This window comes from Streptomyces sp. bgisy159, assembly GCF_057707805.1.
In genome coordinates this window covers 85,239-109,127 of the sequence record NZ_JBYIQX010000013.1, presented here as the reverse complement: position 1 = coordinate 109,127, position 23,889 = coordinate 85,239, and the positions used below count along the sequence as shown (strand labels likewise).

Here is a 23,889-nt window from a genome sequence, read left to right as displayed (position 1 = left end):
GGCCCACCGAACCGAAAGCCCTCTGCATGGACGTCTCCCGCATCCCCGGTCTGCTGCTGCCCGTCGTGTTCCTCGTGGCCCTGCTCGTCGGAGTGTTCTGGTACTGGCGGCACCGCGGCGAGTGACCCCTCGGACCCGCCGTCAGGCGGTGGCGGCCTCACCGGGCTGCGGGACCCGCAGGTCCAGCACGCAGAGGTCGTCGCGCTGCTCGCCCTCCAGCACCGTACCGAGCAGCCGGTCCAACGAGGCGTGGCCGCCCCGGGCCTGCGCCTCGAGCGCGCCCATGAGCCGCTCCAGCCCCTGGTCGATGCTCTCACCGGGCCGCTCGACCAGTCCGTCGGTGTACAGCACGACCCGGTCCCCGGCTTCGAGCCGGCACTCCGCCTCCTCGTAGAGCGGGGTGTCGCAAGCCCCCAGCAGCACGCCGGCCGGCCGGTCCAGGCAGCGGGCCCGGCCGCCGCGCACCAGCAGCGGCGGCAGGTGGCCGGCCTGCGCCCACACCAGCCGCCGTTCGGCGGCGCGGTAGCGGGCCAGCACCATGGTGGCCGAGCCGTGCGGCCCCCGGGAGTGCAGCAGCAGGGTGTTGAGCCGGGCCAGCGCGCCGGTCAGGGTGGAGCCGGTGATCACCATGCCCTTGGCTGTGAACCGCAGTTGCGCCATCGTGGCCACCGCGTCCATGCCGTGTCCGGCGACGTCACCGACCACCAGCAGGGCGTCCCCGTCGGGTAGTTCGATGGCGCTGAACCAGTCCCCGCCGACGCTCAGTCCCGACTGCGCTGGCAGATAGGACACTTCGACGCGCAGCCCGGCCAGCCGCACCGCCCGGCGCGACAGCGGCAGCAGCGCGTGCTGCAGCCGCGCCGCCACGGTCCGCTCGGCCTGCAGTACATGGTGCTGGGTCAGCATCGCGCGCTCACTGGCGACCAGCGCGAGTTCGGCGCTGCGCTGTGCGGTGAGGTCCTGCACGCAGGCGTGCACCTCCACGGTTGCGCCGTCCGCGCCGGCCGCCGCCTCGGCGACCGCCCGCAGATGCCGTATGCCGCTGCGGGTGGCGATCCTGAACTGCAGGTCACACGGCCGTCCCGCGTGCACCAGCTCGTCGACGGCCCGGGCGAGGGCGGCCGCGTCCTCCGGCAGGGCCAGCTCGGCCAGTCCGGTCAGCGGCACCGGGCCCTGCGCCGGGTCCCGGTCGAAGAGGGCGTAGAGCTGGGCGGACCAGGTGGCCTCCCGGGCGGCCAGGTTCCAGCTGGCCCAGCCGAGGTTGCCGAGCCGCTGGTCGTCGGCCGGCCGGTGTTCCCGGCGGCCCGTGAGGCCGTCCCGGAACCAGCTGACCACCAGTTGGTCGCCCAGCCGCTCCACCCGTGCCGAGAAGGTGGACAGCTCAGTGCCGCCGGCCACCGCCCGCTGTCGGGTGAAGGGGTCGCTCCGGTACGGCCGTCCGTCGGCGAGCGTGTTCAGGAAGCCCTGCCACAGCGGCTCGTCGGCCACGGTCGGCCAGCACTCCAGCAGTCGCAGCCCGAGCAGTTCGCGACCCTGTCGGCCGAGGCCGTCGAAGGCCTCCGCGGTGGCCGCGTCGATCCGGAAGTCTTCCACCCGGCCCGACGCCGCGCGCAGCGGCGTCAGCAGGAACGCGACGACCGGCAGCCGCTCGAACACCGCCTGCAGGGCGTCCACGGCCGGGCCGACGGGGGACTCCCTTCGGGTCCCGAACATGCGCAGCGGACCGGCGCAGAGCCGGGCGACGGCCACCAGATGCCGGCGGTCCCGCGAGGTGAACGCGCTCCCCGCACCCCGCAGCACCCCGATGACGACGTCCGCGTGCTCCCCGACCCACACCGGCACCCAGGCCTGGGAGCGCCACTGTCCCGGGGCGCCCCCGAGCAGGGGGTATCCGGCGTGCTCGGTTCCGGTGCCGTCCAGCCAGCGGGGCTGCCCGCTGCGGAGGGCGTCCAGAGCGGGTATGCCGGGCAGCGGGGGCACCTGGTGCCACTGGCGGGCCAGCGCGTCGTCGATCCCGGCGTATCCCACCAGCTCCAGGCCGCCGCCGGGCAGCAGTGCGAACAGCATGACCGCGTCGGTGCCCAGGCCGGGGCCGAGATGGCCGAGCAGGCAGTGGGCCAGGGCCTGCGGGGTGCCGACCCGGACCAGGGCCCGGCCGAGCCGGCCGAGGGCGTCGGAAACGTCGTCGGCGAGGGCGGGCACCGGATCCGCCTCCGGGTCCACCAGCTCGTCCCCGAGCGGCGAGCGGTCCGGGCGGGGGGCCGGCGTGAGATTCCCCAGGACGATCCAGCACTCTTCCAGCAGGGTGCGGCGGGCCGCCTTCGCCCGCTGTCGCAGAATCTCGTCGGTGGCGTCCGGCGAACAGCCCGTCTGCGCCATGACGGCGCCCTTGGCCCGTTCCACCACGGCGGCGGTGGCCGCGATCTCCTGCAGCCGGTCCATCTCGGCGCGCTGGCGCGCGACCTCACGGGTCAGCGCGGCGAGCTCCGACACGTCGCCCGGCTCACCCGGCACCGCGGGTTCCCTCGTCACGTCTTGAGCATCGCACACAGCGGGGGATCCGATGAGGTCCTGGCGGGCACCGGCCCGGAGCACCCGGTCCGGCGGCCGGGGCCGGCGGCGCCGTCAGCGCCCGGCGGCGCGGTCCACGAGGGCGTCGGTGACCGCGCGGACACTGCGGGCGATGTGCTGCAGCTGCATGATCTCGGCCGCGTAGAGCTTGATGGTGTGCTCGATGACGGACTCGGGCATACCGAGCCGGGGCAGGTCGGCGCGGGCGGTCTGCAGGGCGGTGCGGGCGACCCGGATCTCCTGCTGCACCTGGATCTGCGCGTGGCGGGCGAGCAGCACCGGGTGGCGCAGCAGCGCGGGGTAGCTGGCGTAGCGCGCGGGCACCAGCTCGCGCAGCCACTTGGCCGCCGACCGCTCCCAGTCGTAGCTACCGGGGGTCTTGACCTGGCAGGGCCAGTCCGGGCTGATGCGCGTCGTCGTGAGGGCCATGTTCATCGCTTCCGGTGTACGACGTCGGATCGGGTGGTCCGACGGGTTCGGGGCGGCCCCGGCCTAGGGGATGGCCGGGACCGCCACGGGCGCTCGCGCAGGCGATGCCCCGAACACCCTGGGACCGTCGTGGGTAGGGGACGGCGGCTCCGGGTGCCCGTTCAGGTGCCCTTATCGGGCGGTGCGGACGTGAGCAGTATTTATATATGCCGTCTCCTTTGCAAGACGTATGAAAACATTCATGCGTGATCTGTTGTGAATAGTCGCAGTGAGTGAAGGCGCGGCCGGGGTGCGGTGGGGGCGGGGGAGCGGAGCTCACTCCCGCAGGAAGAACTGGTGCTGCTCGGCGATCTGCTCGTACTCCTCCAGGCGCGCCTGGGTCCGCTCGGGGCCGGCGTCGGTCATCGCCTGCAGCAGCGCGGCGGCCATGAGGCCGGGCGCCGCATAGGAGTCGAACACCAGCCGGGAACCGGTCCCGGTGGCGAACGTGACGTCCGCCTCGTCGGCGATCGCCCCGAGCGCCAGGTCGGTGATCAGCGCGACCTTCAGTCCGGCGCCCCGGGCGACCCGCACCGCCGTCAGGGTCTCCTGGGCGTGCCGGGGCATCGAGAACGCCAGCACCCAGCTGCCGCCGGCCTCCCGGGACTGCAGCAACGCGTCGTACGCGACGGTGCCGCCCCGGGTCACCAGCCGAACGTCGGGGTGGATACGGCGGGCCGCGTAGGCGAAGTACTCGGCGAGCGAGGCGGAGATGCGCAGGCCCAGCACGGTCAGCGGCGCGGACCGGGACAGGCTGCGGCCGATCTCGATCACCTGGTCGGGGTCGGCGAAGTCCCGGCGCAGGTTCTCCAGGTTCTCGAGCTCCGCGTCGACCGCCGCCTGGAGTTCGTTGCTGCGGTTCACCTCGGCCGCGGCGCCGCCGCTCGCGAGGGTGCCGAGCGCGATCGACTGCAGCCTCTCCCGCAGCGCCGGGTAGCCGCTGAAGCCGACGGCCCCCGCGAAGCGGGTCACCGACGGCTGGCTGACGCCGACCCGCTCGGCGAGGTCGGTGATCGACAGGAACGCGGCCTCGGTGATGTTCTCGATCAGGTACTGGGCGATGCGTCGCTGCCCCGGGGACAGGTGGGGCCCGTCGAAGAGCGCCCGGAGCCGTGACGTCGGGGAGCCACCCTCCTCCGGAGCCGTCCTGCCCGAGGTGATCGCTGACGCCTGCGCGCGTGCCTGCTGCGGCGATGGCACGGGGGTGCTTCCTTTGTCTCCCACGACCACTCAACATAGCTCACGCAGCGTGGTCACCCAGGGGCCCCGGACCTCCCCGGGCACCGGTTCGTACCCCCCTCACCTGCGACAGAGCAGGGCCGGGAGGCGACCTCGGCCTCCTGCCCGGCTGCCCCGTCACCTCCCGGTCGAGGCGGGAGCCGCCCCCGGCGGCTCGGCCCGGGGCAGCCGTGGCCGGGGCGGACCGGTGGGGCGTGTGGGGGCGCCCGCACCGGTGCCCGCCGCCGGGGCGGATCAGCGGTTCAGGAGGCGGACCGAGACGCCGTGGGCGGTGTACACGGGCTCGGCGCGCAGGGTCTCGGAGCACACGTCGATCCGGTCGAACTGGCCGCGCAGTCCCCCGGCCCGCAGTACCGGGACGGTGGTGCCGGCCCGCGGGGGGCGCTCCGCGTCCAGCCGCAGCGTGAGCGCGCTGCCGCGGTCCAGACGCGCCCGCCCGGAGACGCCGAGCACCGGGCCGTGGTCCCTGCGCAGAGCCAGGTCGAGCGTCCCGCCGCACTCCTGGAGCCATGCGCCGCGCACCCGCACCGGACGGTCCGCGCGCAGGGTGCCGCCGCGCAGCAGCACGTCGCCCTGGCCGAGGGCGTTCGCGTGCCCGGCGACGAGCGTGCCCGCCGTCACGACGGTGGAGCCGTGGTAGCGGTTGTGCCCGGTCAGAGTGAGCGTTCCGGAGCCGCCCTTGGTCAACCCGCCCTCACCCGCGATGTCGTTGCGCCAGACGTCGGCCGCGTGGAAACCGCCGCGTGCCGCGTCCAGGGTGACCGTCACGTCGGAGTCGAACGCGCCGTAGCCGTCGGCGGCCGTGAACAGGTCCAGCCGGCCCCACTGTTCGGGACCGTCCAGCAGTACGTAGCCCGACGGCAGAGCGGTGGTGCGCAGCACCTCGCGGCGCTGGGCCGCGCTCAGGTACGGCAGTCGCGTCTCCAGCAGCACCTCGGCGCCCTTCGGCACCGTGAGCGGCCGCTCGCGGCCGTGCCGGGTGAGGACGTACGTCAGCTTGGGCCGCACCACGCGTGCGTTGGCCGCCCGGTCGGCGTACGGGTCGTCGGCGCCCGGGTGCGCGTACGCGAACAGCGTGTCGGGGTCCGTCCCGGTGCGCTCGGTGAAGTAGGCCAGCGCCTGCGCCCGGGCGGCCGCCTTCAGCTCGGCGTTGGCCGGGTCGGCCAGGGTGGCCGCGGCGAGGGCGGTGGCCATGACCCGGCCGCCGACGACGTCGACGGGGGAGTGCATGCCGGCCACGATCCGGGTGTGTGACAACTCGAAGGCGCGGGTGACCAGTTCCTGGAAGCGCTCCGGTACCGCGTAGGCGAACGCCAGGCAGGCCAGGTGGTAGGCGTTGGTGTGGCCGCTGGGGAAGCCTCCGTCGTCCGCCGGTGAGGTGCTGCGCTGGCGCAGCAGTTGCGGCGCCACGACCACCCGCGAGTCGTACACCGGGTAGCCGAGGTCGTCGGTCCGGCCGGTGTCGACGACCTCGCTGTCCTCGTTCATGCGCCAGGGGCGCGGGTACTGGTGGGCGTACTTGGCCGGGTTGCCGGAGGCGAACGGCCCGCGGACCGTGTCCACCAGTTCGGCCACCCTGCCCAGGGCCGAGTCGTGCGCCCCCGCGCCGAGTGCGGAGCCCGCCGGGGCATCGGCCGGCACCTCGTCGTGGACCTTGCCCGCGGGGGTGCCGTCCGGCGCCCCGGTGATCGAGGTGACCGCCCGGGCGCCCTCCCGGTACAGGCCGGCCAGCGGGCCCAGAGCGGCGATCACGGCGTAGCTCTGGTGCTGGCGGTCGTAGACGAACGACTCCTTCGCCTGCTCCTCGGTACGCCCGGCGGTCACGCGGGCGCAGTAGCGCATGTTCGCGCGCAGCACCTCCGGCCGCAGGGGACTGCCCGTGTTCCAGGTGTCCCCCGTCTTCCACACCCGGGCGAACCCGCCCAGTATCCGCACCACGGCGTTCGTCTCGGCCGTCTGGTGGGCGATGACGTTGGATCTGTAGTCGTCGACGAAGTCGGCGAGCGCGGCGCCGTCGGCGGCCTTGGCGTCCGCGGCGGCCAGCCAGGACACCAGGGTCGGCGCGGCGACGAGCGCGGCCGAACCACCGACGGACGCCTTCAGCAAGCGCCTTCTGTTCACGGACGCGGAGGGCTGGAGCCCGGCGCGGGACGACGGCATGCGTGTGCCTCTCTGGAGAGTGGACCGGCCCTGCGGCCGGGGGCTGAGGTCGTGCGAACGAGTGCGGTCCTGAGCGGTCGTGACGGCTCGACGAGCCGGTCGCCGCCTCTGCGCGAAGATCTACGGCCGGGGCGTGTCGCCTTCCGGATCACCGGGCGGCCGGTGCGTGTCCCGGGGGTGAACGGGACGTTCGGGGGTCACAGGATCGAACGGGCCAGCGCCACCGCGCCCTCGACCGGCGCCACCGCCAGCGGCCTGGCGCGGGCGCCGGGCACCGCCTCGGCGAGCGCCGCGGTGAAGGCGCCGTACAGTGCCGGCCGTCCGAGTACGGTGCCGCCCGCCACCACCACGTCGTCGACCGGCACCCCGCGCGCGGCGAGCCCGGCGACGAGGGCGGCCAGCGCCCGGCCGCCCTCGGCGATCACGGAACGGGCGAGCGGGGAACCCGCCTCGGCGGCGGCGAAGACGACCGGGGCGTGCCGGCCCCACTCGGCGGAGACGTCGGTGGCGCTCTCCAGGGCCGCGCCGAGGGCCGGGACCTCCACCACGCCGAACGCCCCGGTCAGGGCGAGCGTGAGCGGGTCGGGCGGCTCGCCGCGATCGTGTGCGGCCCACACCGCACGGGCGGCCTGCCGGACCAGCCCGGCCGCGCCGCCCTCGTCTCCGAGGACCGCGCCCCAGCCGCCCACCTGCACGGACGTGCCGTCGGGCAGCCGGCCCACCGCGACGGAGCCGGTGCCGGCCACCAGGCCGACACCCTGGTCCAGACCGGCGGCGGGGACCAGGAGTTCGGCGTCGCCCACGACCCGCGCGGGCACCCCCAGGAGTTCGGCCACGGCGGCACGGAGCCGCGCGCACTGACGGTGGGTCTCGCAGGCGTGCGCGCCCACGGCGACGGCCGCGGGCGTGCTCCCCGCGGGCAGCGCCTCGCGGACCGTCTCGGCCAACCGGCGGGCGGCGGCCGGCGCGTCGTGCGGGCGCCAGCCGGTGCTCGGCCGGACGTGGTCGGCGACCACGGCGTCCCCCGCGAGCGCGCGCAGGTGCGTCTTGGTGCCGCCCACGTCGATGCCGACCACGAGCGGGGACGAGGACAGGGCGTCGTGCACGGATCCTCTTTCGTCGTATGCGCACAGCGTCATGTGCGCTGGGCCGCGACGGCGGGCGAGCCGTGCCTGGAGCTGGAGCAGAGGGTCGGGGAAGCCCCGGGACGGGCTTCCGGCGGACCACGGCAGGCGAGTACCGTGGGATTCGTTAGGAAATTAACTAACGAAGTACGGGGCGTCAAGGGTCCTTGAACCCCCCACACACACACCGCACCGCCGACGACCTGTGGGAGAACCGTGGAACACGTAGTGACGAGCGCTCCCCGTCTGACCGAGAGCGCGAACACCGTGTTCACCGTGCTGGCTCAGGCGGGCAGCGCGACCCGGCCGCAGCTGGCGAGCCTGGCGGGGCTGTCCAAGCCGACCGTGTCCGCCGCCGTGGCCGAACTGGAGGGCGTCCGCCTCGCCGCCCACTCCGGCACCGCCTCCAGCGGTACCGGCCGCTCGGCCGCCGTCTACCGCCTCGGCCCGGCGGCGGGGGCCGTCCTCGCCGTGGACCTCGGACCCGCGCTCACCCGGGTCCGGGCCTGCTCCCTGGACGGCGCCCTGCTCACCGAGGCCGACGGCTCCCGGGCCGACGCCGTCGACGTGGTGCGTGACGTGCTGCTCGCGCTGCCCGCCGACGCCCCGCTGCGCGCCATCGTCATGGCCGTCGGCGATGTCACCCGGCCCGAGGGCACGGGCGCCGGGATGCGTCCCGCGACGGCCAAGGCCGGGCCGGTCTTCGACGCCGTGGCCGTCGCCCTGCCCCCGGGCGTCCCGGTGCACCTGGAGAACAACGTCAACTGCGCGGCCCTGGCGGAGCTGCACGAGGGCGCCGCCCGGGGCCGCCACACCTTCGGCTACCTCCGGGTCGGCGTCGGCGTCGGCCTCGGCATCGTGGTCGGCGGCCGGGTGCTGCGCGGGGCGAACGGTGCCGCCGGTGAACTCGCCCGGCTGCCCTACCCGTGGGACGACGACCGCGTACCCCGCCATGAGGCCCTGGAGCAGTACCTGGGCGCCCGCTCCCTGCTGCGGCGCGCCCGCGACACCTGGCCGGACACGGACGGCCCGTGCCCCCGCACCACCGAACGGCTCTTCGCCCTCGCCGGCGCGGGCCGGCCGGCCGCGCGGGCCGTCGTCGACCGCCACGCCGTGGACGTGGGCCGGCTCGCCGCGGCCGTGACGGCCGTGCTGGACCCGGGGCTCATCGTGCTGGGCGGCAGCACCGGCGCGGACCACCGGCTGCTGCCCGGGGTGCGTGCCGAGCTGGCGCGGCTCAGCTGGCCCACCGAGGTGGTCAGCAGCACCGTGGGCGATCTGGGTACCGTCGTCGGGGCCGCCCGCCTCGCCGTCGCCCGGGGAGTCCAAACCGTGACCCGGGGAGCGCGGGTGGAGGATTGACGCCCTCCCGCCCGGTCTGCCAATGTCCGGACAAGCGCTTTCTAAGTCGGCCGGGACGCCGACTTGAGGGGAGTGTCCCGCCCGTACCCGAGGTACGGCAGCCGCGCGAGGGCGTGCTCGCGTGACGACGGCCATGGCGCCGGGGGCCGGTACCCGTCAGGATGGCGCGACCGGGCGAGGTCGCGCACAGAAAGCGCCTTCCGCAAAGGACCCGAGCCGTATCGACCGGCCGGACGATCCGTCACGCACATCCAGGGAGGACCCGGTGGGTCACCACATCTCGCGCAGAAGCCTGTTCCGCGCCGCGAGCGGCGTCACCGTCGCGGCTGCACTGGGCGGTTCGCTCAGCGCCTGCGCCGGCGGCACCGGCGCGGGCTCCAGCAGCGACAAGCTCACCATGATCTGGTGGGGCAGCGACCAGCGCCACGCGGCGTACAAGAAGGCGCTCGCCACCTTCCAGAAGAAGAACCCGAAGATCGAGGTCCAGGAGACCTACTCCGGCTACGACGGGTACTTCGACAAGTTCAACACCAACGTCGCCGGCGGCAGCGCGCCCGACCTGATGCAGATGGACACCGCGCTGGTCGCCCAGTACGCCCGCAAGGGTGTCCTCGCCCCGCTGGACTCCTACGTCGGCAAGACCCTGGACCTCACCGGCTTCTCCAAGACGCTCCTCGCCGCCGGCACCGTCGACGGCAAGCTGTACGGCGTCCCGTCGGGCATCGGCGTCAACCAGCTCACCGTCAACCGCAGCGGCCTGGAGGCCCTCGGCCTGAAGCTGCCGGACCGCGAGTGGACCTGGACCGACCTGAAGAAGATCTCCCAGGACGTCCACAAGAAGAGCGGCGGCAAGACCTACGGCGTCGACGACGGCGGCGGCTCCACCCTCCAGTGCTTCGAGATCTTCGCCCGCGAGAAGGGCGAGACCTTCTTCACCGACGACGGCAAGAAGCTCGGCTTCACCCCGGACACCCTCCAGGAGTGGTGGGAGTACTGGGCGGAGATGCGCGCCACCAACGCCTGCGGCCCCGCCGCGATCACCTCCGCCGCGCACAACGACCTCACCAAGAACGCCGTCGTCATCGGCAAGGCCCTGTTCACCTTCGACTCCGGCGTCTACGGCGCGGGCGGCTCCATCACCGACGCCCAGCTGGACTTCCTGCCCACCCCGCAGGGCGACTGGTCCGGCGCCCGCGAGGGCAACTTCGTCAACGGCGGCGTGCTGCTCAGCGCCACGAAGAAGAGCAAGAAGATCGACGACTCCGTCAAGATCATGTCGTTCTTCGCGCAGGACGACACCGCCATCAAGGACATGCAGCTGCTGCGCGGCATCCCGCCGACCGAGAAGGCCCGCGACCTCATCGCCTCCGGCCTGACCGAGACGGACAAGCTGAACATGGCCAACGCCGACTACATCTCCCAGCGCGTCTCCAAGGCCGGCAACGCGCTCCCCGCACCCGTGCCGCCGCCGCAGGGCGCCGACCAGGTCTGGGACCTGCTGTTCCAGTCCAACCTCGCCATCGCCTTCGGCAAGAAGTCGATCAAGGCACAACTGGGCGCGTTCTTCGACCAGGCGGCCGGAATCCTGGCCAAGTAGGCCGCGCCGTACGTCTGAAACACCGGGAGAGGGCCAGGGAGATGAGTATGACCACCGTGAAGACCGACGCGGTCGTGACGGAGCCGGCGGCTCCGACCACCCCGTCCGACCTGCGGGAACGCGAGCGCCAGCGTCGCCGCCTCGCCAGACGGCGGGGTGGCGGATGGTGGCCGTACCTCTTCCTGGCCCCCTGGTTCGTCGGGCTGTTCGGCCTCACGATCTACCCGATGCTCGACTCGCTGTACCTGTCCTTCACCGACTTCGACCTGCTCACCCCCGCGCGGTGGGTCGGCGCGGACAACTACTCGCGGATGTTCGGCGACGACCCGGTCTTCTGGGACTCGGTGCACGCCACCCTCATCTACGTCGTCGTCTCCGTGCCCCTCAAACTCGCCCTCGCACTGGGGGTGGCGATGCTCCTCAACCGCGACCTGAAGGGCATCGGCCTGTACCGGGCCGCCTTCTACCTGCCCTCACTGCTGGGCGGCGCCGTCGCCGTCGCCATCGTCTGGCGCCAGGTCTTCGGCGGCGACGGCCTCTTCAACGACTTCCTCGCCTGGTTCGGCATCGAGGGCCAGGACTGGATCTCCAGCCCCGACAGCGCCCTCTACACCCTGGTCCTGCTGGCCGTCTGGCAGTTCGGCACCCCGATGGTCATCTTCCTCGCCGGCCTGAAGCAGCTGCCGAAGGACGTCTACGAGGCCGCCGCCATCGACGGCGCGACACCCGTCACCCGGTTCTTCCGCATCACCCTGCCGCTGCTCACCCCGATCGTCTTCTTCAACGTCGTCCTGCAGATCATCGACGCGTTCAAGACCTTCACCCCCGCCTTCGTCATCAGCAACGGCTCCGGCGGCCCCCTCAACTCGACGATGCTCTACTCCCTCTACCTGTACAAGAAGGGCTTCACCGACCTGGAGATGGGCTACGCCTCGGCGCTGGCCTGGGTGCTCTTCCTGGTCATCGCCCTCTTCACGGCGGTCAACTTCATCGCCAGCCGCTACTGGGTCCATTACGACGACTGACGCCTGAGCGAGGAAGAGGAACCACCTCCCATGTCCGCCATCACCCCCTCCCCGACGCCGCTGCAGAAGTTCCGCTCGCTGCCCGGGCCCCGGCGCATCCTGATCCACACGCTGCTCGTCGGTGTCGCCGTCGTGATGCTCTACCCGCTGCTGTGGATGCTCAGCAGCTCCGTCAAGCCCGACGGCGAGATCTTCACCCACCCCGGGCTCATCCCGGGCGAGATCCGCCCCGAGAACTACTCCGAGGGCTGGAGCGGCTCCGGCAACTCCTTCTCCCTCTACATCACCAACTCGCTGATCGTCACCATCGGCGCGGTCATCGGCAACGTCATCTCCTGCTCACTGGCGGCCTACGCCTTCGCGCGCTTCGAGTTCCGCGGCAAGAAGGTCTGGTTCGGGCTGATGCTCGGCACGCTGATGCTGCCCACCCAGGCCGTGCTGATCCCGCAGTACACGATCTTCTACAACCTGACCTGGATCAACACCTTCCTGCCGCTGATCGTGCCCAAGTTCCTCGCGGTGGACGCCTTCTTCATCTTCCTGATGGTCCAGTTCATCCGCTCCATCCCGCGCGAGCTGGACCAGGCGGCCATGATGGACGGCGCCAACCCCTTGCAGATCTACTGGAAGATCATCCTGCCGCTGATGAAGCCGGCCCTGGTCACCACCACGATCTTCACCTTCATCTGGACCTACGACGACTTCCTCCACCAGCTCGTCTACCTCCAGCAGAACGACCGCTTCACCGTCCCGCTGGGCCTGACCCTCTTCCTGGACAAGACCAGCGGCTCGTCGTACGGCGCCATGTTCGCCATGTCGACCCTCGCCCTCCTGCCCACCCTCATCTGCTTCCTCGTCTTCCAGAAGAGGCTGGTGGAAGGCCTGGCGACCTCCGGAATGAAGGGCTGACGCGACATGCACCTCCCCCGCCAGCGCGGCCCGCTGCACGACCTGCCCGACACCCCCGAGGCCTACGACGCCGTTCTCGCCGACGTCACCGAGCAGGCGCTGGCCCGCCTCACCCCCGAGGGCGGGCTGGAACACCCGGACTGCACCGACGACGTCGGCGACACCTCCCTCGGCATCACCTCCCTGCTGGCCCTGGCCTGGCAGCGCGGCAAGGACCCCCGGCTGCCCGAGGCCGTGCGCCGCAGCCTCGCCTTCCATCTGGAGCGACGGGTGTACCGGGACGACAACCCCGGCTACCCCAACCTGAGGGTGCGCGACTCCGGTCTGCCCTACGCCCGCTACGTCCTTCGACCCGGTGCCCACCCCATCGGCGACTGGCCGAGCACGGTGTGGGCGCTGCTCCAGGCCGTCGACGTCCTCGACCTCGCGGACGGGCTGGTGCCCGACGAGCAGCGCGCCGCACTGCTGGACGTGGCGCGCGGCTACTGGCGCTGGCTGACCGAGGCGACGTTCTTCAACCCGCAGGAGGCCGGCAACCAGGCGATCGGCTGCGTGGTCGGCGGGCTGATGCTGGCCCGCCACCTCCCCGGCCACGAGGGCACGGCGGTGCGCTCCCGGGCGCTGGAGCTGTACCGCGAGGAGATCCGCGCCCACCGGGTCCGCGACCGGGGCGCGCTGCTGCCCCCCGAGCACGGCGGCGCCTACGACAACAACTACGGCCCGATCTCCCTGTCCTTCCTCGCCCAGGCCCACATCGTCAGCGGCGAGGAGGTGTTCGCCGAGGACGGCGACACCCTCGCCCGCTACATCGACGCCCGCCTCACCGGCGGCGGCTTCGACAACGGCGGCCCCCGCTACAGCGAGCAGCACTCCGGTTTCGAAGCGATGCTCGGACTGCGCTACTTCGGCGCCCGCGTCGGCGCCGACCTGGGCCGCTACCGGGGCGACACCCGCTGGGGACGGCACGCGGTGAAGGCCGACGGCGGCGTCGACGGCCACTTCGCGTGGATGCTGGTCTGGCAGATCCAGGACCCCACCCGCTGGCACCGCACCCCGTCGAACGGCTTCTCCCGCCATCAACTGCGCTCGGGCACGGTGTCGGTGGCCTTCGACGACCGGATGACCCCGGCGGTCGTCGAGGCCGGCGGCACCTACTGCCTGCCGGCCGCCGTGAACCGCCAGCACGGCCACGGACCGGTCGCCGACGGCTTCCTGCTGTGCCGCCCCATGGGCGAGGTGCGCGTCCGCGACGCCCGCGCGGGCGGCCTCACGGCCAAACTGGTCACCAAACCGGTCGTCGGCCGCGACCACGTCCTGCGCCACGTGCGGTCCCTGTACGTCACCGACGGCACCCTCCTGTGGGTCACCGTGGCCGTCGAGCGGCTGGACGGCACGCCGTACCTGCTCGCCGGGATGCCGTACGCCGCCGACGACGGCGACCGTGTGCGCCGCACCGCCGAGGCGGCCGTGGGCGCGGCCGGCGCCCTGCGCCTCACGCACCCCGCGTCGTCGGGGCCCGAGCACTTCGACGCCCGCGCCGAACTCACCCAGGAACAGGCGGCCTTCGCCCTGGCGGCCGACCCGCGCGGCTATGGCGACCCGGACGAGGGGTGGCGGCACCTGGTCTCCTCGACGGCCCTGGAGGCGGACCCGCTGCCCGGCGACCCCGAGGACCTCACCGTCTTCGCGGTCCGCTACGGCAGTGCGGAACCCCTCCGGGTGTCCGTCGAGCACGCGGAGGCGGGTCTGACCGTACGCACCGACGCGTTCACCGCCGTACTCGGCGACCCGGCGGGCGACGCCCGGGGGGAACCGGAACTGACGCTGCGCGCGGCACCGTGACCTGACGCGCCCCGAGACGGCGAGCGGTCGGACCGCCGCTCACCCACGGCGGTCCGCTCCGGCTTCCCCCGGTGCGGCACCGCTACGGCGCGGTCCGCTCCCGTCCCGGCCGGCCCACGACGCCCCGCACCACCAGGTCCGCGTGCTCCCGGGTCGCCGCCACCAGCTCGGCGTTGCGCTGGTCCGAGCGCATGACCCAGGCCACCGCGTCCTCGTGGCTCTTGCCGAACTCCTCGTGCCGGGCGATCAGCCCGCGCAGCCGCGACTCCTCGTCGGCCTCGCAGAACCACACCTCGTCCAGGAGGGGCCGCACCCGCGCCCACGCGCCCGTCTCCAGCAACAGGTAGTTGCCCTCCGTCACCACCAGCCGCGCGGCCGGCGCCACCGGGAGGGCCCCGGCGATCGGCTGCTCCAGGACCCGTTCGAAGCCGGGCGCGTAGACCACGTCCTCGGTGTCGTCCCGCAGGCGCCGCAGCAGCGCCGCGTACCCGGCGGCGTCGAACGTGTCCGGCGCCCCCTTGCGGTCACGGCGGCCCAGCCGGTCCAGTTCGGTGTCGGAGAGGTGGAAGCCGTCCATCGGGACGTGCGCCGCCCATGGCCGGCCGGCGCCGTTCAGCGCGGCCACCAGCCGCTCGGCGAGCGTCGTCTTCCCCGCGCCCGGGGCACCCGTGATGCCGAGGAGCGCCCGCCGCCCGTCCCGCACGAGGGAACGGGCACGCAGGACCAGATCGTCGAACAGAACAGACACACCCGCAGTGTGTCACCCGGAGGAAGGAGGAGGACCGTGCCCGACGACGAGACGCAGATCCGCACCCTGATCACCCGCTGGGCCGACGCCGTCCACCGGGGCGACCTCGACGGCGTGCTGGCCGGCCACGCCGAGGACCTCGTCATGTACAACGTGCCGCCGCCCCCCGAGGGCCTGCGGGGCCTGGCCGCCTACCGGGCGCTGTGGCCGCCGTTCTTCGCCTGGCAGGCCACCGGCGCGCGCTTCGAGATAGACACCCTGGACATCACCGCCGGCGCGTACGTCGCCTACGCGCACGCGCTGCTGCGCTGCGGCAGCCCGGAGGAGCTGGCCGCGCACCCCGGGCTGCGGCTGCGGCTGACGTTCGGGCTGCGCAAGGAGCGCGACCGCTGGCTGATCGCCCACGAACACCACTCCTTCCCGCACGACTGAGGCCCGGCCGACGCACCGCGGAGCCATGCGGCAAGGGTGCCGGACGCACGATCGGCCCCCGGAGGGGAACGGTGTCCTCATGACGACCGAATCGACGACCTCGCTCGGACTGCCCGACACGATCCAGGCCTGCCTGTTCGATCTCGACGGCGTGGTGACCCGCACCGCCCTGGTGCACGCCGCGGCCTGGAAGGAGACCTTCGACGCGTTCCTGCGGGAGCGCGACGGCGGCTCCTTCCGCCCCTTCGACGCCTCCCACGACTACGACGAGTACGTCGACGGCCTGCCCCGCGCCGACGGCGTGCGCACCTTCCTCGCCTCCCGGGGCATCGAACTGCCCGAGGGAACCACCGACGACCCGCCCGACGCCCGGACCGTCCACGGCCTCGGCAACCGCAAGAACGCCCTGCTGCTGGACAGGATCCGCAGCCAGGGCGTCGAACCCTACGAGAGCACCCTGCGCTACATCGAGACCGCCCGCGCGCACGGCCTGCGCACCGCGATCGTCTCCTCCAGCGCCAACACCCTGGCCGTGCTGCGCTCCCTCGACGCGGAGAGGCTCTTCGACGTGCGGATCGACGGCGTGGTGGCCGCCGAGCGGCGGCTGCCCGGCAAGCCGCGCCCCGACACCTTCCTCGCCGCCGCCGCGGACCTGGGCGTCGAGCCGTCCCACGCGGCCGTCTTCGAGGACGCCCTGGCCGGCATGGACGCCGGCCGCTCCGGCCGCTTCGGGTACGTGGTGGGCGTCGACCGCGTCGGTCAGGCCGACGCCCTCTACGCGCACGGCGCGGACATCGTCGTCCGGGACCTCGCGGAACTGACGGGCTCCGGCTGAGTCACCACGCCCCGCGCGTCCTCCGCACGGGCGCACCGGACGGGACGGCCCGCGGAAGACCGGGTTAATTTGACCGTGATCCGCGCACTCCGCAGGGACGCCGGATGCTGGCCGCCGCGAGCCGACCGTCGAGAGGGGCAGCGCCGCATGACGACCGAGCCGTGCGTCGCCGCACCCGTCCGGCGGGGCGTTGCCTGGCACACGCCGCTGTCCGTCGCGGTGCTGTGCGCGGCCGTCTGGCTGGCCCACAGCCACTGGCCGCTGCTGCGCGGCGGCGCCGGCCGGCTCGCCGCCGCCGACCAGGGCTGGCTGTTGCTCGGCGCCACCGCCACCCTCGCCACCTGGGCCTCGGCGGCCCTCGCCCAGCAGGGCGCCGTGCCCCGGCGGCTGCCCGGCGCCCGGCTGGTGGCCGCCCAGTTCGCCGCCTCCGCCGCCAACCACGTGCTGCCCGCCGGGGTCGGCGCGAGCGCGGTCAACCTGCGGTTCCTGATGCGCTGCGGCCTCCCGGCGGCCCGCTCGGCGAGCGCGCTGGCCGTGAAGGCGGCCGCCGCCGCCCTGGTCCGCGTCGCCCTGATCGCCGTACTCGCTCCGGCCTGCCCCGGAGTCGTGCGGCTCCCCGGGGTCTCCCCGACCGGCGCCGCCGTCGTCGCCGCCACCGCGGCCGGGCTCGTCCTGCTGCTGTGCGGCCCGCTGCGGCCCCGCTGCCGGCGCGCCCTGGCGGCGGTCGGCGGCGATCTGCGGGCCGTGCACGCCCGCCCGGGCCGGGCCGCCGCGCTGTGGGGCGGCTCGCTCGCCTTCGCCGCCCTGCACGCGCTGGTGCTGGTCGCCGTCGCCCGGTCCGTCGAACTGCCGCTGCCCCCGGCTCGGGTGGCGCTGCTGTACGTCGCCGCGAGCACGGCCGCCGCCCTGCTGCCGACACCCGGCGGTCTGGGCTCCCTGGACGCGGCCCTCGTCCTCGCCCTCGCCGCCGCCGGGGCACCGGGCGCGACGGCGGCCTCGACGGTGCTCGGATACCGGCTGCTGACGGTATGGCTGCCGCTGGTCCCGGGCCTGCTGGTGCTGGGGGTGCTCGTCCGACGCCGGGCACTGTGACGGGTGCGGGGGCGTGCGCCCTGTACGAGAAGCGCCGCTTCCACGCGGAGGGCTCCGGACTCCGTGGGCCTGCGGGAGTGGGGAAGCCGTGATGGCCCGGGACGGCGCGCCGCCCCGGGGCGCCGCAGGCCGCGCAGCGGGGGCCGCCGACTCCGCCACCGGCTGCCCGGACGCCACCGCCGCATCCACCCCGTGGCTCCGGCGAGCAACGGGAGGGTGGGCTTCGAGCGCCCCTGCGGAGAGCCGCGGCCGGCTGCCCTACGCCGGCACCGCCAACTCCCTGCGTCGCCGCATGATCTGCTGGGCGGGGTCGCCCGTGCACGACCAGGGCGTACGGGTGACCCGTCGGCCCAGCATCCGCAGCAGCGCGCCCGCGATGTCGTCCGCCCCCGCCCAACAGGCCGCGTGGGCCAGACAGTTCAGGTCGCGCAGCTCCGCGGGCGCGACCGCGCCGCCGGGCCGGACGGCGATCCAGCGGTCCCAGGTGCGCCGTACGTCGCTCACGGCGCCGTCGTGCTTCCAGTGCTGGCAAGAGAGCAGCCCGGGCGCCCGGCCGCCCGGCATGTCCCGCGCGTACCGGTACTCCTCCACGCGCGCGTACTGCACCAGCACCGGCAGCGGGCAGCCGGGCGGCGCCACCCCGGCCGCGTCGCGGGCGAAGTCGTACATCAGCCCGTGCGTGCCGTGCCAGCGGGCCGCGTAATAGTGCAGCACCTGCAGGTGGCCCTCCATGCTGTACCGGTCACGCCGGTGCAACTCGTCCCACCAGCGGGCCAGTTCCTGCCGCCGCACCCCGGCCGGGTACAGCCGCGCCACCGAGATCAGCGAGATCCACGGCGTCGGGTCCGCCGGGTACGCCTCGGTCGCCGCCAGGCACGCCCGCACCGCGGCGTCCACGCGTTCCTGGTCGATCGGCACCCCGCGTCCCGCGGCGATGGCCAGGTGGAAGGCCCGGGTGGTCTCCGTGGCAGCCCACAGCACCAGCGCGTCCGCGCTGCGCGGCTCGGCGGCCAGCCAGGTCTCCACCGTGGACGTGCCCGCGCAGGCCTGCGCCAGCTGCCGCACCCGGAAGCCGCGCACCGTCCAGTCGGGCCCGGTGGCCCGCAGCAGCTCCCGCAGGCCCTGCCAGCGGCCGATGACGATGTCGTGCCGGGCGGCGGAGACGGCCCGGTCCCCGCAGTCGGGGTCGAAGTCGAGGGCGAAGCGGTCGCGCGCCATCGGACCCCCTCAGAAGTCGGTGGGAAGGCCCTCGTACGACGCCGAGCGCGCGGCCGGGGAGAGTCCCGGCACGGACCGCGCCTCCACCGTACGCGAGGCGTCCAGCCGGGCGGGCCGGTAGTACTCGCTGCCCCGCCGCCAGAACCAGAGCATCGGCACCACACCCGCCGCCAGGCCGCCCAGACCGATCGCCACGGCGGACGGGCTCAGCTCGCCCAGCGACTCGGCGAACACCCAGAACATGAACAGCGACCCCGACAGCGGCCACACCCCGCCCAGCAGGAACGCGGCCGGCGACGACAGCAGCGTCCTGCGGTAGGCGACCACCGCCGCCAGACCCGCCAGGCCGTAGTACACGGCGATCTGCAGGCCCATCGCCGAGATCGCGTCGCCGAGGATGTCGCCCACCGTGCCCAGCGCGTTGGACGCCACGAACAGTGCCAGCGCCACCGTGCCGACCACCGCGCACGCCACCCACGGCGTGTTCCACCGCGCGTGCACCCGGCCCAGCGCGGCCGGCATCGTACGGTCCCGGCCCATCGCGAACAGCGAGCGGGTCACCTGCACCAGGGTGGTCTCCAGCGTGGCGATGGTGGACAGCATCACCGCGACCGTCAGCAGCCGGCCGCCCCAGCCCGGCCAGATCTCCTCGCCCAGCACCGCCAGCACACCGGCGCCGCTGTGCTGGACCTGGTCCGACGTCAGGATGACGTTCGCCGCGACGGTGAACACCTCGAACAGCACGAAGACGGCGCCGAGGCCGATCAGCCCCGCGAGCCCGCAGGTGCGGCGGCTGTCGCGGGTCTCCTCACTGAGGTTGCCGGTGACGTCCCAGCCCCAGTAGAAGAACGCGGCGACCAGCGCCCCCGACGCGAACCCGGAGACCCCGTCGAAGTGGCCCGGACCCAGCCACGACGGGTCGAACGAGCGCGCCGTGTCCTGGTGCAGGAAGGCCAGCAGTGCGAACAGGACCAGGATCGCCGACTCCACGCCGGTCATCAGCAGTTGCGCCCGCACGGTCAGCCGAGCCCCGCCCAGCACCACCCCGAGCATCACCAGGAACCAGGCGGCTCCGACGACCGTCGACAGCGCCGTGTCGTCGGCCAGGTCCGCGTCGAACAGCGCCAGCGTCATCGAACCGGCGGGCAGCGACCCCGCCACCATGAAGATCGTGGCCGACACCACCAGCGCCCAGCCGCTCAGGAACCCGAGGAACGGGTGGAGCGTGCGCCCCACCCAGGAGTAACTGGCGCCCGCGTTCACGTCGATGCGGCCGAGCCGGCTGAACGCCAGCGCGATGCCGGCCATCGGTATCGCGCAGTACAGCAGCGCCGCCGGGCTCGCCAGGCCCACCGCTCCGGCCAGGACGGCGGTGCCGGCGGCGATGGAGTAGGCGGGCGCACTGCCCGCCACCGCCATCACCACCGTGTCGGACGTGCCCAGGGCATCGGCCCGCAGGCCGCGGCCGCTGCTGTAGCTCATGGTGCGCTGCTTTCCGTCGTGCACGCCTCGCGGACACCAGCGTCCGAGCGGCGTCGGGGGGTGGGGGGTCGAGCGACCGCCGCGCACCGCGAGGGGTGGCCTCGGGGTGCCGGCGGAGCGGGGCGTGGCGGCGACCGTCACACGGTGCGTCGGCGGACGGTCACACGGAGTGTGCGAGTGATGATAGTGCCAGCCTTTGATCTTTCAAGATTGGCGGAGCGGAATTCTCCGTCCGGACCGTGCGCCCGGCACATGCCGGGATTGGGGGACCTCAGCCGGGAAACGCGAACCGGGAAACGGGTACCGCGACACCGCACACCCGGCGAGCGAAGGAGGCACCCATGGGCAGCGAGCCCCAGGCGATGGGCGACGACGCCTACCAGCCCACCGGAAGCAACGAGGAACAGCAGGACGCGGCGCCGCTGGACCTTCAGGACGCCGTCGACGAACGCACCTACGACGACATGCTCGACGAGGGCTACTCACCGCCGGAGAAGCCGCTGGGCGTCACCAAGCACGGCGTCACCGCCGCCGAACAGCACGACGGCGAGACCCTCGACGAGCGCTTGGGCCAGGAGGTCCCGGACGTCGGTGAGCCCGTCGGGGACGGCGTCGGCGACCTGCCCGGTGGCGAGGGCGAACCCGTGGACCCCGAGGCGGGCGAGGAGCGGGCCGGCCGGCTGGTCGCCCCCGACCAGGGCGCCCACCCCGACACCACCAAGGAGGAGATCGCCGAGGACAAGGGCGTGGACGGCGGCGCCGCGAGCGCCGAGGAGGCGGCGGTCCACGTCATCGAGGAGTGACGGGCCGGGGGAGCGCGGACACGCGAGGACGGAACGCGGCCCGCGAGGGCGGAGCGTGGCCACGACGTGAGCGCGCGGCCCGGGGATGAGCGCGGCCCCGGGATGAGCGCGCGGCCCCGCGGCGCGACAATCGGAACGTGGGCCAGGAAAACGGAATCGGCGGGGCCAGCACTCCCGCCCGGCTGGCCGCCCCCGACGAGGGCATCGGCCGGGACGAGCTGGCGCTGGCCGCCCGCAACCACGGCCTCCCCCTGGAGGCCCTGCGGTACGACCTCACCCCGCCGGGCCTGCACTACGTCCTCACTCACTACGACATCCCCTGGGTCACCGACGCCACCGTGTGGCGGCTGACGCTCGGCGGCCGCGTCACCCGCCCGCTCAGCCTCACCCCCGACGACCTGCGCGCGCTGCCCTCCGTCACCACCCGCGTCACCCTCGAATGCGCGGGCAACGGGCGCGCCCTGCTCTCGCCGCGGCCGGTCAGCCAGCCCTGGCTCGTCGAGGCCGTCGGTACGGCCGAGTGGACCGGCGTACCGCTGCGGCTGCTGCTCGCCGAGGCGGGAGCCGACCCGTCCGCCGTCGACGTGGTCTTCACCGGTGCCGACCACGGCGTGGAACGCGGCGTCGAGCAGGACTACCGGCGCGCCCTTCCCCTGGCCGCGGCCACCGGCACCGACCCCGAGGTGCTCGTCGCGTACGCCATGAACGGCACCGCGCTGCCCCCGCAGCACGGCCACCCGCTGCGCCTGGTGGTGCCCGGCTGGTACGGCATGGCCCACGTGAAGTGGCTGCGTGACATCACCGTCGTCGACGCTCCCTTCACCGGCTTCCAGCACACCGTCGCCTACCGGCTGCGCCAACGCCCCGACGACGAGGGCGAGCCGGTCACCCGGATCGCCCCCCGCGCACTCCTGGTGCCCCCCGGCTTCCCCGACTTCATGTCCCGCACCCGGATCGTGCGCCCGGGCCCGGTGCCGCTGGAGGGCCGCGCGTGGTCCGGGCACGCCCCGGTCACCCGGGTCGAGGTCAGCTCCGACGGCGGGGACACCTGGCGCGAAGCCGCCCTCGCCCCGGACGAGGGTCACCCCTGGGCCTGGCGGCGCTGGCACCTGACCTGGCCCGCCACCCCCGGCGACCACGTCCTGTGCGCCCGCGCCACCGACGCCGAGGGACGCACGCAGCCCCCGAGCCCGCCCTGGAATCGCGGCGGCTTCGCCAACAACGCGGTCCAACGGGTCGCCGTGCTCTGCGCCGACACGGCACGGGAGCCGGGACAGGGGCGGGAACGAGGGCCGCTGGGGCCGGGGGAGCCCGGCTAGGGCAGCAGCTTCTCGATCACACTGGTGCCCTCCTTCTCCAGCTTCCGCCGGGCCCATTCGAGGTTGTGCGGCGTGAGGTCCCGGCCGGCGGCGAGGACCACGTCCTCCGGCGACACGTCGGTGCCGGTGCGCGCGTGGAGCAGACGGTCCGGAGTGATGCGGTTCTGGGAGGGTCGGGACTCTCCCGGCTGTGACGTCGACATTTCTCTGCTCCTCGCGTCCGGGGGACTGCTTCGGCCCCGGTGCGGTCACCGGGCCCACTATCACCATTCATCGCGGAAGCCCACCGTGCATCCCGAAGCGGTCGGAGACCGTCCGGACCCGGTCCCTCCGCCACTCAGGGGTACCGTGCGGCGCCCGTGTGTAACCCCGTGACCTGCCTGGGAACGGGCGCACTTCGACGCCTCGGGGCCCGGCGGCCCGTGATCCGAGCCCGCCCGGCTGACCAAGGGGACGGCCGGCACGGACGTCGCCCTCCGCGCGCCCCCGTCCACGTCCCCGTCCCCACGAGACCGGTGACTTCGCCGGTCCCCGGGGCACGACCCAGCCCCGACAGTGGCACCGCCATCACCCGACGGCGGTGCCACGGCCTCGCTCCGGCCGGGCGGCACCCCCCGACCGAGAGGACGACTCGTCGTGCAACTCCCCACCCGCACCGGCGCCCCCCACCGCCCCACCCGGCGCCGCGCCGGACGCCTGACCGGCGCGGCCGCCGCGCTGGCCGCCGTGATCGGTCTCACCACCCTCAGCGGGCCCGGCGCCCACGCCGCCGACAACCCCTACGAGCGCGGCCCCGCGCCGACCACCGCGAGCATCGAGGCCCTGCGCGGTCCGTACGCCGTCTCCGAGACGACGGTCCCCTCGTTCTTCGTCACCGGCTTCGGCGGCGGCACCATCTACTACCCGACCACGACCAGCGACGGCACCTTCGGAGCCGTGGCCGTCTCGCCCGGCTACACCGGCACCCAGTCGTCCATCGCCTGGCTGGGCCCGCGCCTGGCCTCCCAGGGCTTCGTCGTCTTCACCATCGACACCATCACCACCCTCGACCAGCCCGACTCCCGGGGCCGCCAACTGCTCGCCGCGCTGGACTACCTCACCCAGCGCAGCAGCGTGCGCTCCCGGGTCGACAGCTCACGCCTCGGCGTCATGGGCCACTCCATGGGCGGCGGCGGCAGCCTGGAGGCCGCCAAGTCCCGGCCCTCCCTGCAGGCGGCGATCCCGCTGACCCCGTGGAACCTCGACAAGACCTGGCCCGAGATCAGCACCCCCACCCTGATCTTCGGCGCCGACGGCGACATCATCGCGCCTGTCGCCACCCACGCGCAGCCCTTCTACACCAGCCTGCCGTCCTCGCTGGACCGGGCGTACCTCGAACTCAACAACGCCACGCACTTCAGCCCGAACACGTCGAACACCACCATCGCCAAGTACAGCGTGTCCTGGCTGAAGCGCTTCATCGACGACGACACCCGCTACGAGCAGTTCCTGTGCCCGCTGCCGCGGCCCAGCTTCACGATCGAGGAGTACCGGGGCAACTGCCCGCACACCTCCTGACGGACTGTCACCCACGGTCCGCCCGGCGGCGGTCGCGCTTCCCGCGCGGCCGCCGCCGCGTGTTGTGCCGGCGCACGGCGCGGCCCGCCCGGTGTTGGGCGCCGGC

General features: G+C 73.8%; 20 protein-coding genes. 11 read left to right on the top strand and 9 right to left on the bottom strand.

Annotated elements, in window-relative coordinates; genetic code table 11:
• Window positions 1-141: 141 nt before the first annotated feature.
• The 5 genes from AC3ET3_RS15570 to AC3ET3_RS15550 all read right to left on the bottom strand — a co-directional run bounded on the left by AC3ET3_RS15570 (window position 142) and on the right by AC3ET3_RS15550 (window position 7,577).
• The gene (locus AC3ET3_RS15570) at window positions 142-2,532 is read right to left on the bottom strand and encodes a SpoIIE family protein phosphatase (RefSeq protein ID WP_435612329.1); all 2,391 of its coding nucleotides are present in this window, start codon (window positions 2,530-2,532) and stop codon (window positions 142-144) included.
• Window positions 2,533-2,625: 93 nt separating this feature from the next.
• Window positions 2,626-3,006 (bottom strand): hypothetical protein, encoded by a 381-nt coding sequence (locus AC3ET3_RS15565; RefSeq protein WP_432136449.1) that lies wholly within the window; start codon window positions 3,004-3,006, stop codon window positions 2,626-2,628.
• Window positions 3,007-3,315: 309 nt separating this feature from the next.
• Window positions 3,316-4,239: a MurR/RpiR family transcriptional regulator gene (locus AC3ET3_RS15560; RefSeq protein ID WP_432136450.1), complete on the bottom strand. Its 924-nt coding sequence runs from the start codon at window positions 4,237-4,239 to the stop codon at window positions 3,316-3,318.
• Window positions 4,240-4,512: 273 nt separating this feature from the next.
• A complete protein-coding gene (locus AC3ET3_RS15555; RefSeq protein ID WP_435612328.1) occupies window positions 4,513-6,438 on the bottom strand; it encodes a phosphatase PAP2 family protein in 1,926 nt (641 codons plus the stop codon).
• 197 nt (window positions 6,439-6,635) lie between these two features.
• Complete coding sequence (locus AC3ET3_RS15550) at window positions 6,636-7,577, bottom strand: N-acetylglucosamine kinase (protein WP_435612327.1); 942 nt, start codon at window positions 7,575-7,577, stop codon at window positions 6,636-6,638.
• A gap of 213 nt (window positions 7,578-7,790) precedes the next feature.
• On the opposite strand from AC3ET3_RS15550, the gene AC3ET3_RS15545 reads away from it, so the two are divergent.
• From AC3ET3_RS15545 to AC3ET3_RS15525, 5 genes are all read left to right on the top strand, one after another.
• Entirely contained in the window at window positions 7,791-8,924 is a 1,134-nt protein-coding gene (locus AC3ET3_RS15545) for an ROK family protein (RefSeq protein WP_432136453.1), read from the top strand.
• A gap of 265 nt (window positions 8,925-9,189) precedes the next feature.
• Window positions 9,190-10,521 (top strand): ABC transporter substrate-binding protein, encoded by a 1,332-nt coding sequence (locus tag AC3ET3_RS15540; protein WP_432136454.1) that lies wholly within the window; start codon window positions 9,190-9,192, stop codon window positions 10,519-10,521.
• 47 nt (window positions 10,522-10,568) lie between these two features.
• Window positions 10,569-11,546 (top strand): carbohydrate ABC transporter permease, encoded by a 978-nt coding sequence (locus AC3ET3_RS15535; protein WP_432136455.1) that lies wholly within the window; start codon window positions 10,569-10,571, stop codon window positions 11,544-11,546.
• A 30-nt stretch (window positions 11,547-11,576) separates the two neighbouring features.
• Window positions 11,577-12,455, top strand: coding sequence for a carbohydrate ABC transporter permease (locus AC3ET3_RS15530; RefSeq protein WP_432136456.1), 879 nt, complete (start codon window positions 11,577-11,579; stop codon window positions 12,453-12,455).
• 6 nt (window positions 12,456-12,461) lie between these two features.
• Complete coding sequence (locus AC3ET3_RS15525) at window positions 12,462-14,297, top strand: hypothetical protein (RefSeq protein ID WP_435612326.1); 1,836 nt, start codon at window positions 12,462-12,464, stop codon at window positions 14,295-14,297.
• Window positions 14,298-14,379: 82 nt separating this feature from the next.
• Here the strand turns inward: AC3ET3_RS15525 and AC3ET3_RS15520 are convergent, their stop codons facing one another.
• The gene (locus tag AC3ET3_RS15520; RefSeq protein WP_435612325.1) at window positions 14,380-15,045 is read right to left on the bottom strand and encodes a nucleoside/nucleotide kinase family protein; all 666 of its coding nucleotides are present in this window, start codon (window positions 15,043-15,045) and stop codon (window positions 14,380-14,382) included.
• Window positions 15,046-15,081: 36 nt separating this feature from the next.
• Between AC3ET3_RS15520 and AC3ET3_RS15515 the strand changes: the two genes are divergently transcribed.
• The 3 genes from AC3ET3_RS15515 to AC3ET3_RS15505 all read left to right on the top strand — a co-directional run bounded on the left by AC3ET3_RS15515 (window position 15,082) and on the right by AC3ET3_RS15505 (window position 17,404).
• Window positions 15,082-15,477, top strand: coding sequence for a YybH family protein (locus AC3ET3_RS15515; RefSeq protein WP_435612324.1), 396 nt, complete (start codon window positions 15,082-15,084; stop codon window positions 15,475-15,477).
• A gap of 79 nt (window positions 15,478-15,556) precedes the next feature.
• Window positions 15,557-16,312: an HAD family hydrolase gene (locus AC3ET3_RS15510; RefSeq protein WP_432155221.1), complete on the top strand. Its 756-nt coding sequence runs from the start codon at window positions 15,557-15,559 to the stop codon at window positions 16,310-16,312.
• 147 nt (window positions 16,313-16,459) lie between these two features.
• Window positions 16,460-17,404: a lysylphosphatidylglycerol synthase domain-containing protein gene (locus AC3ET3_RS15505; RefSeq protein ID WP_435612323.1), complete on the top strand. Its 945-nt coding sequence runs from the start codon at window positions 16,460-16,462 to the stop codon at window positions 17,402-17,404.
• Window positions 17,405-17,662: 258 nt separating this feature from the next.
• On the opposite strand, the gene AC3ET3_RS15500 is transcribed toward AC3ET3_RS15505, so the two are convergent.
• The gene (locus AC3ET3_RS15500) at window positions 17,663-18,622 is read right to left on the bottom strand and encodes a hypothetical protein (RefSeq protein WP_432136462.1); all 960 of its coding nucleotides are present in this window, start codon (window positions 18,620-18,622) and stop codon (window positions 17,663-17,665) included.
• 9 nt (window positions 18,623-18,631) lie between these two features.
• Window positions 18,632-20,104: an APC family permease gene (locus AC3ET3_RS15495; RefSeq protein WP_435612322.1), complete on the bottom strand. Its 1,473-nt coding sequence runs from the start codon at window positions 20,102-20,104 to the stop codon at window positions 18,632-18,634.
• Window positions 20,105-20,445: 341 nt separating this feature from the next.
• Here AC3ET3_RS15495 and AC3ET3_RS15490 point away from each other — a divergent pair, with 341 nt between their 5' ends.
• Both AC3ET3_RS15490 and AC3ET3_RS15485 read left to right on the top strand, forming a co-directional pair.
• Window positions 20,446-20,907, top strand: a complete 462-nt coding sequence (locus tag AC3ET3_RS15490) for a DUF5709 domain-containing protein (protein WP_432136464.1) — start codon at window positions 20,446-20,448, stop codon at window positions 20,905-20,907.
• Between the two features lie 137 nt (window positions 20,908-21,044).
• Window positions 21,045-22,226, top strand: a complete 1,182-nt coding sequence (locus AC3ET3_RS15485) for a sulfite oxidase (RefSeq protein ID WP_432136465.1) — start codon at window positions 21,045-21,047, stop codon at window positions 22,224-22,226.
• Here AC3ET3_RS15485 and AC3ET3_RS15480 read toward each other — a convergent pair.
• A complete protein-coding gene (locus AC3ET3_RS15480) occupies window positions 22,223-22,429 on the bottom strand; it encodes a hypothetical protein (RefSeq protein ID WP_432136466.1) in 207 nt (68 codons plus the stop codon). The genes AC3ET3_RS15485 and AC3ET3_RS15480 overlap by 4 nt on opposite strands.
• A gap of 433 nt (window positions 22,430-22,862) precedes the next feature.
• Here AC3ET3_RS15480 and bdeA point away from each other — a divergent pair, with 433 nt between their 5' ends.
• Window positions 22,863-23,783, top strand: a complete 921-nt coding sequence (gene bdeA, locus AC3ET3_RS15475) for a bis(hydroxyethyl) terephthalate hydrolase (protein WP_432136467.1) — start codon at window positions 22,863-22,865, stop codon at window positions 23,781-23,783.
• Window positions 23,784-23,889 lie beyond the last annotated feature (106 nt).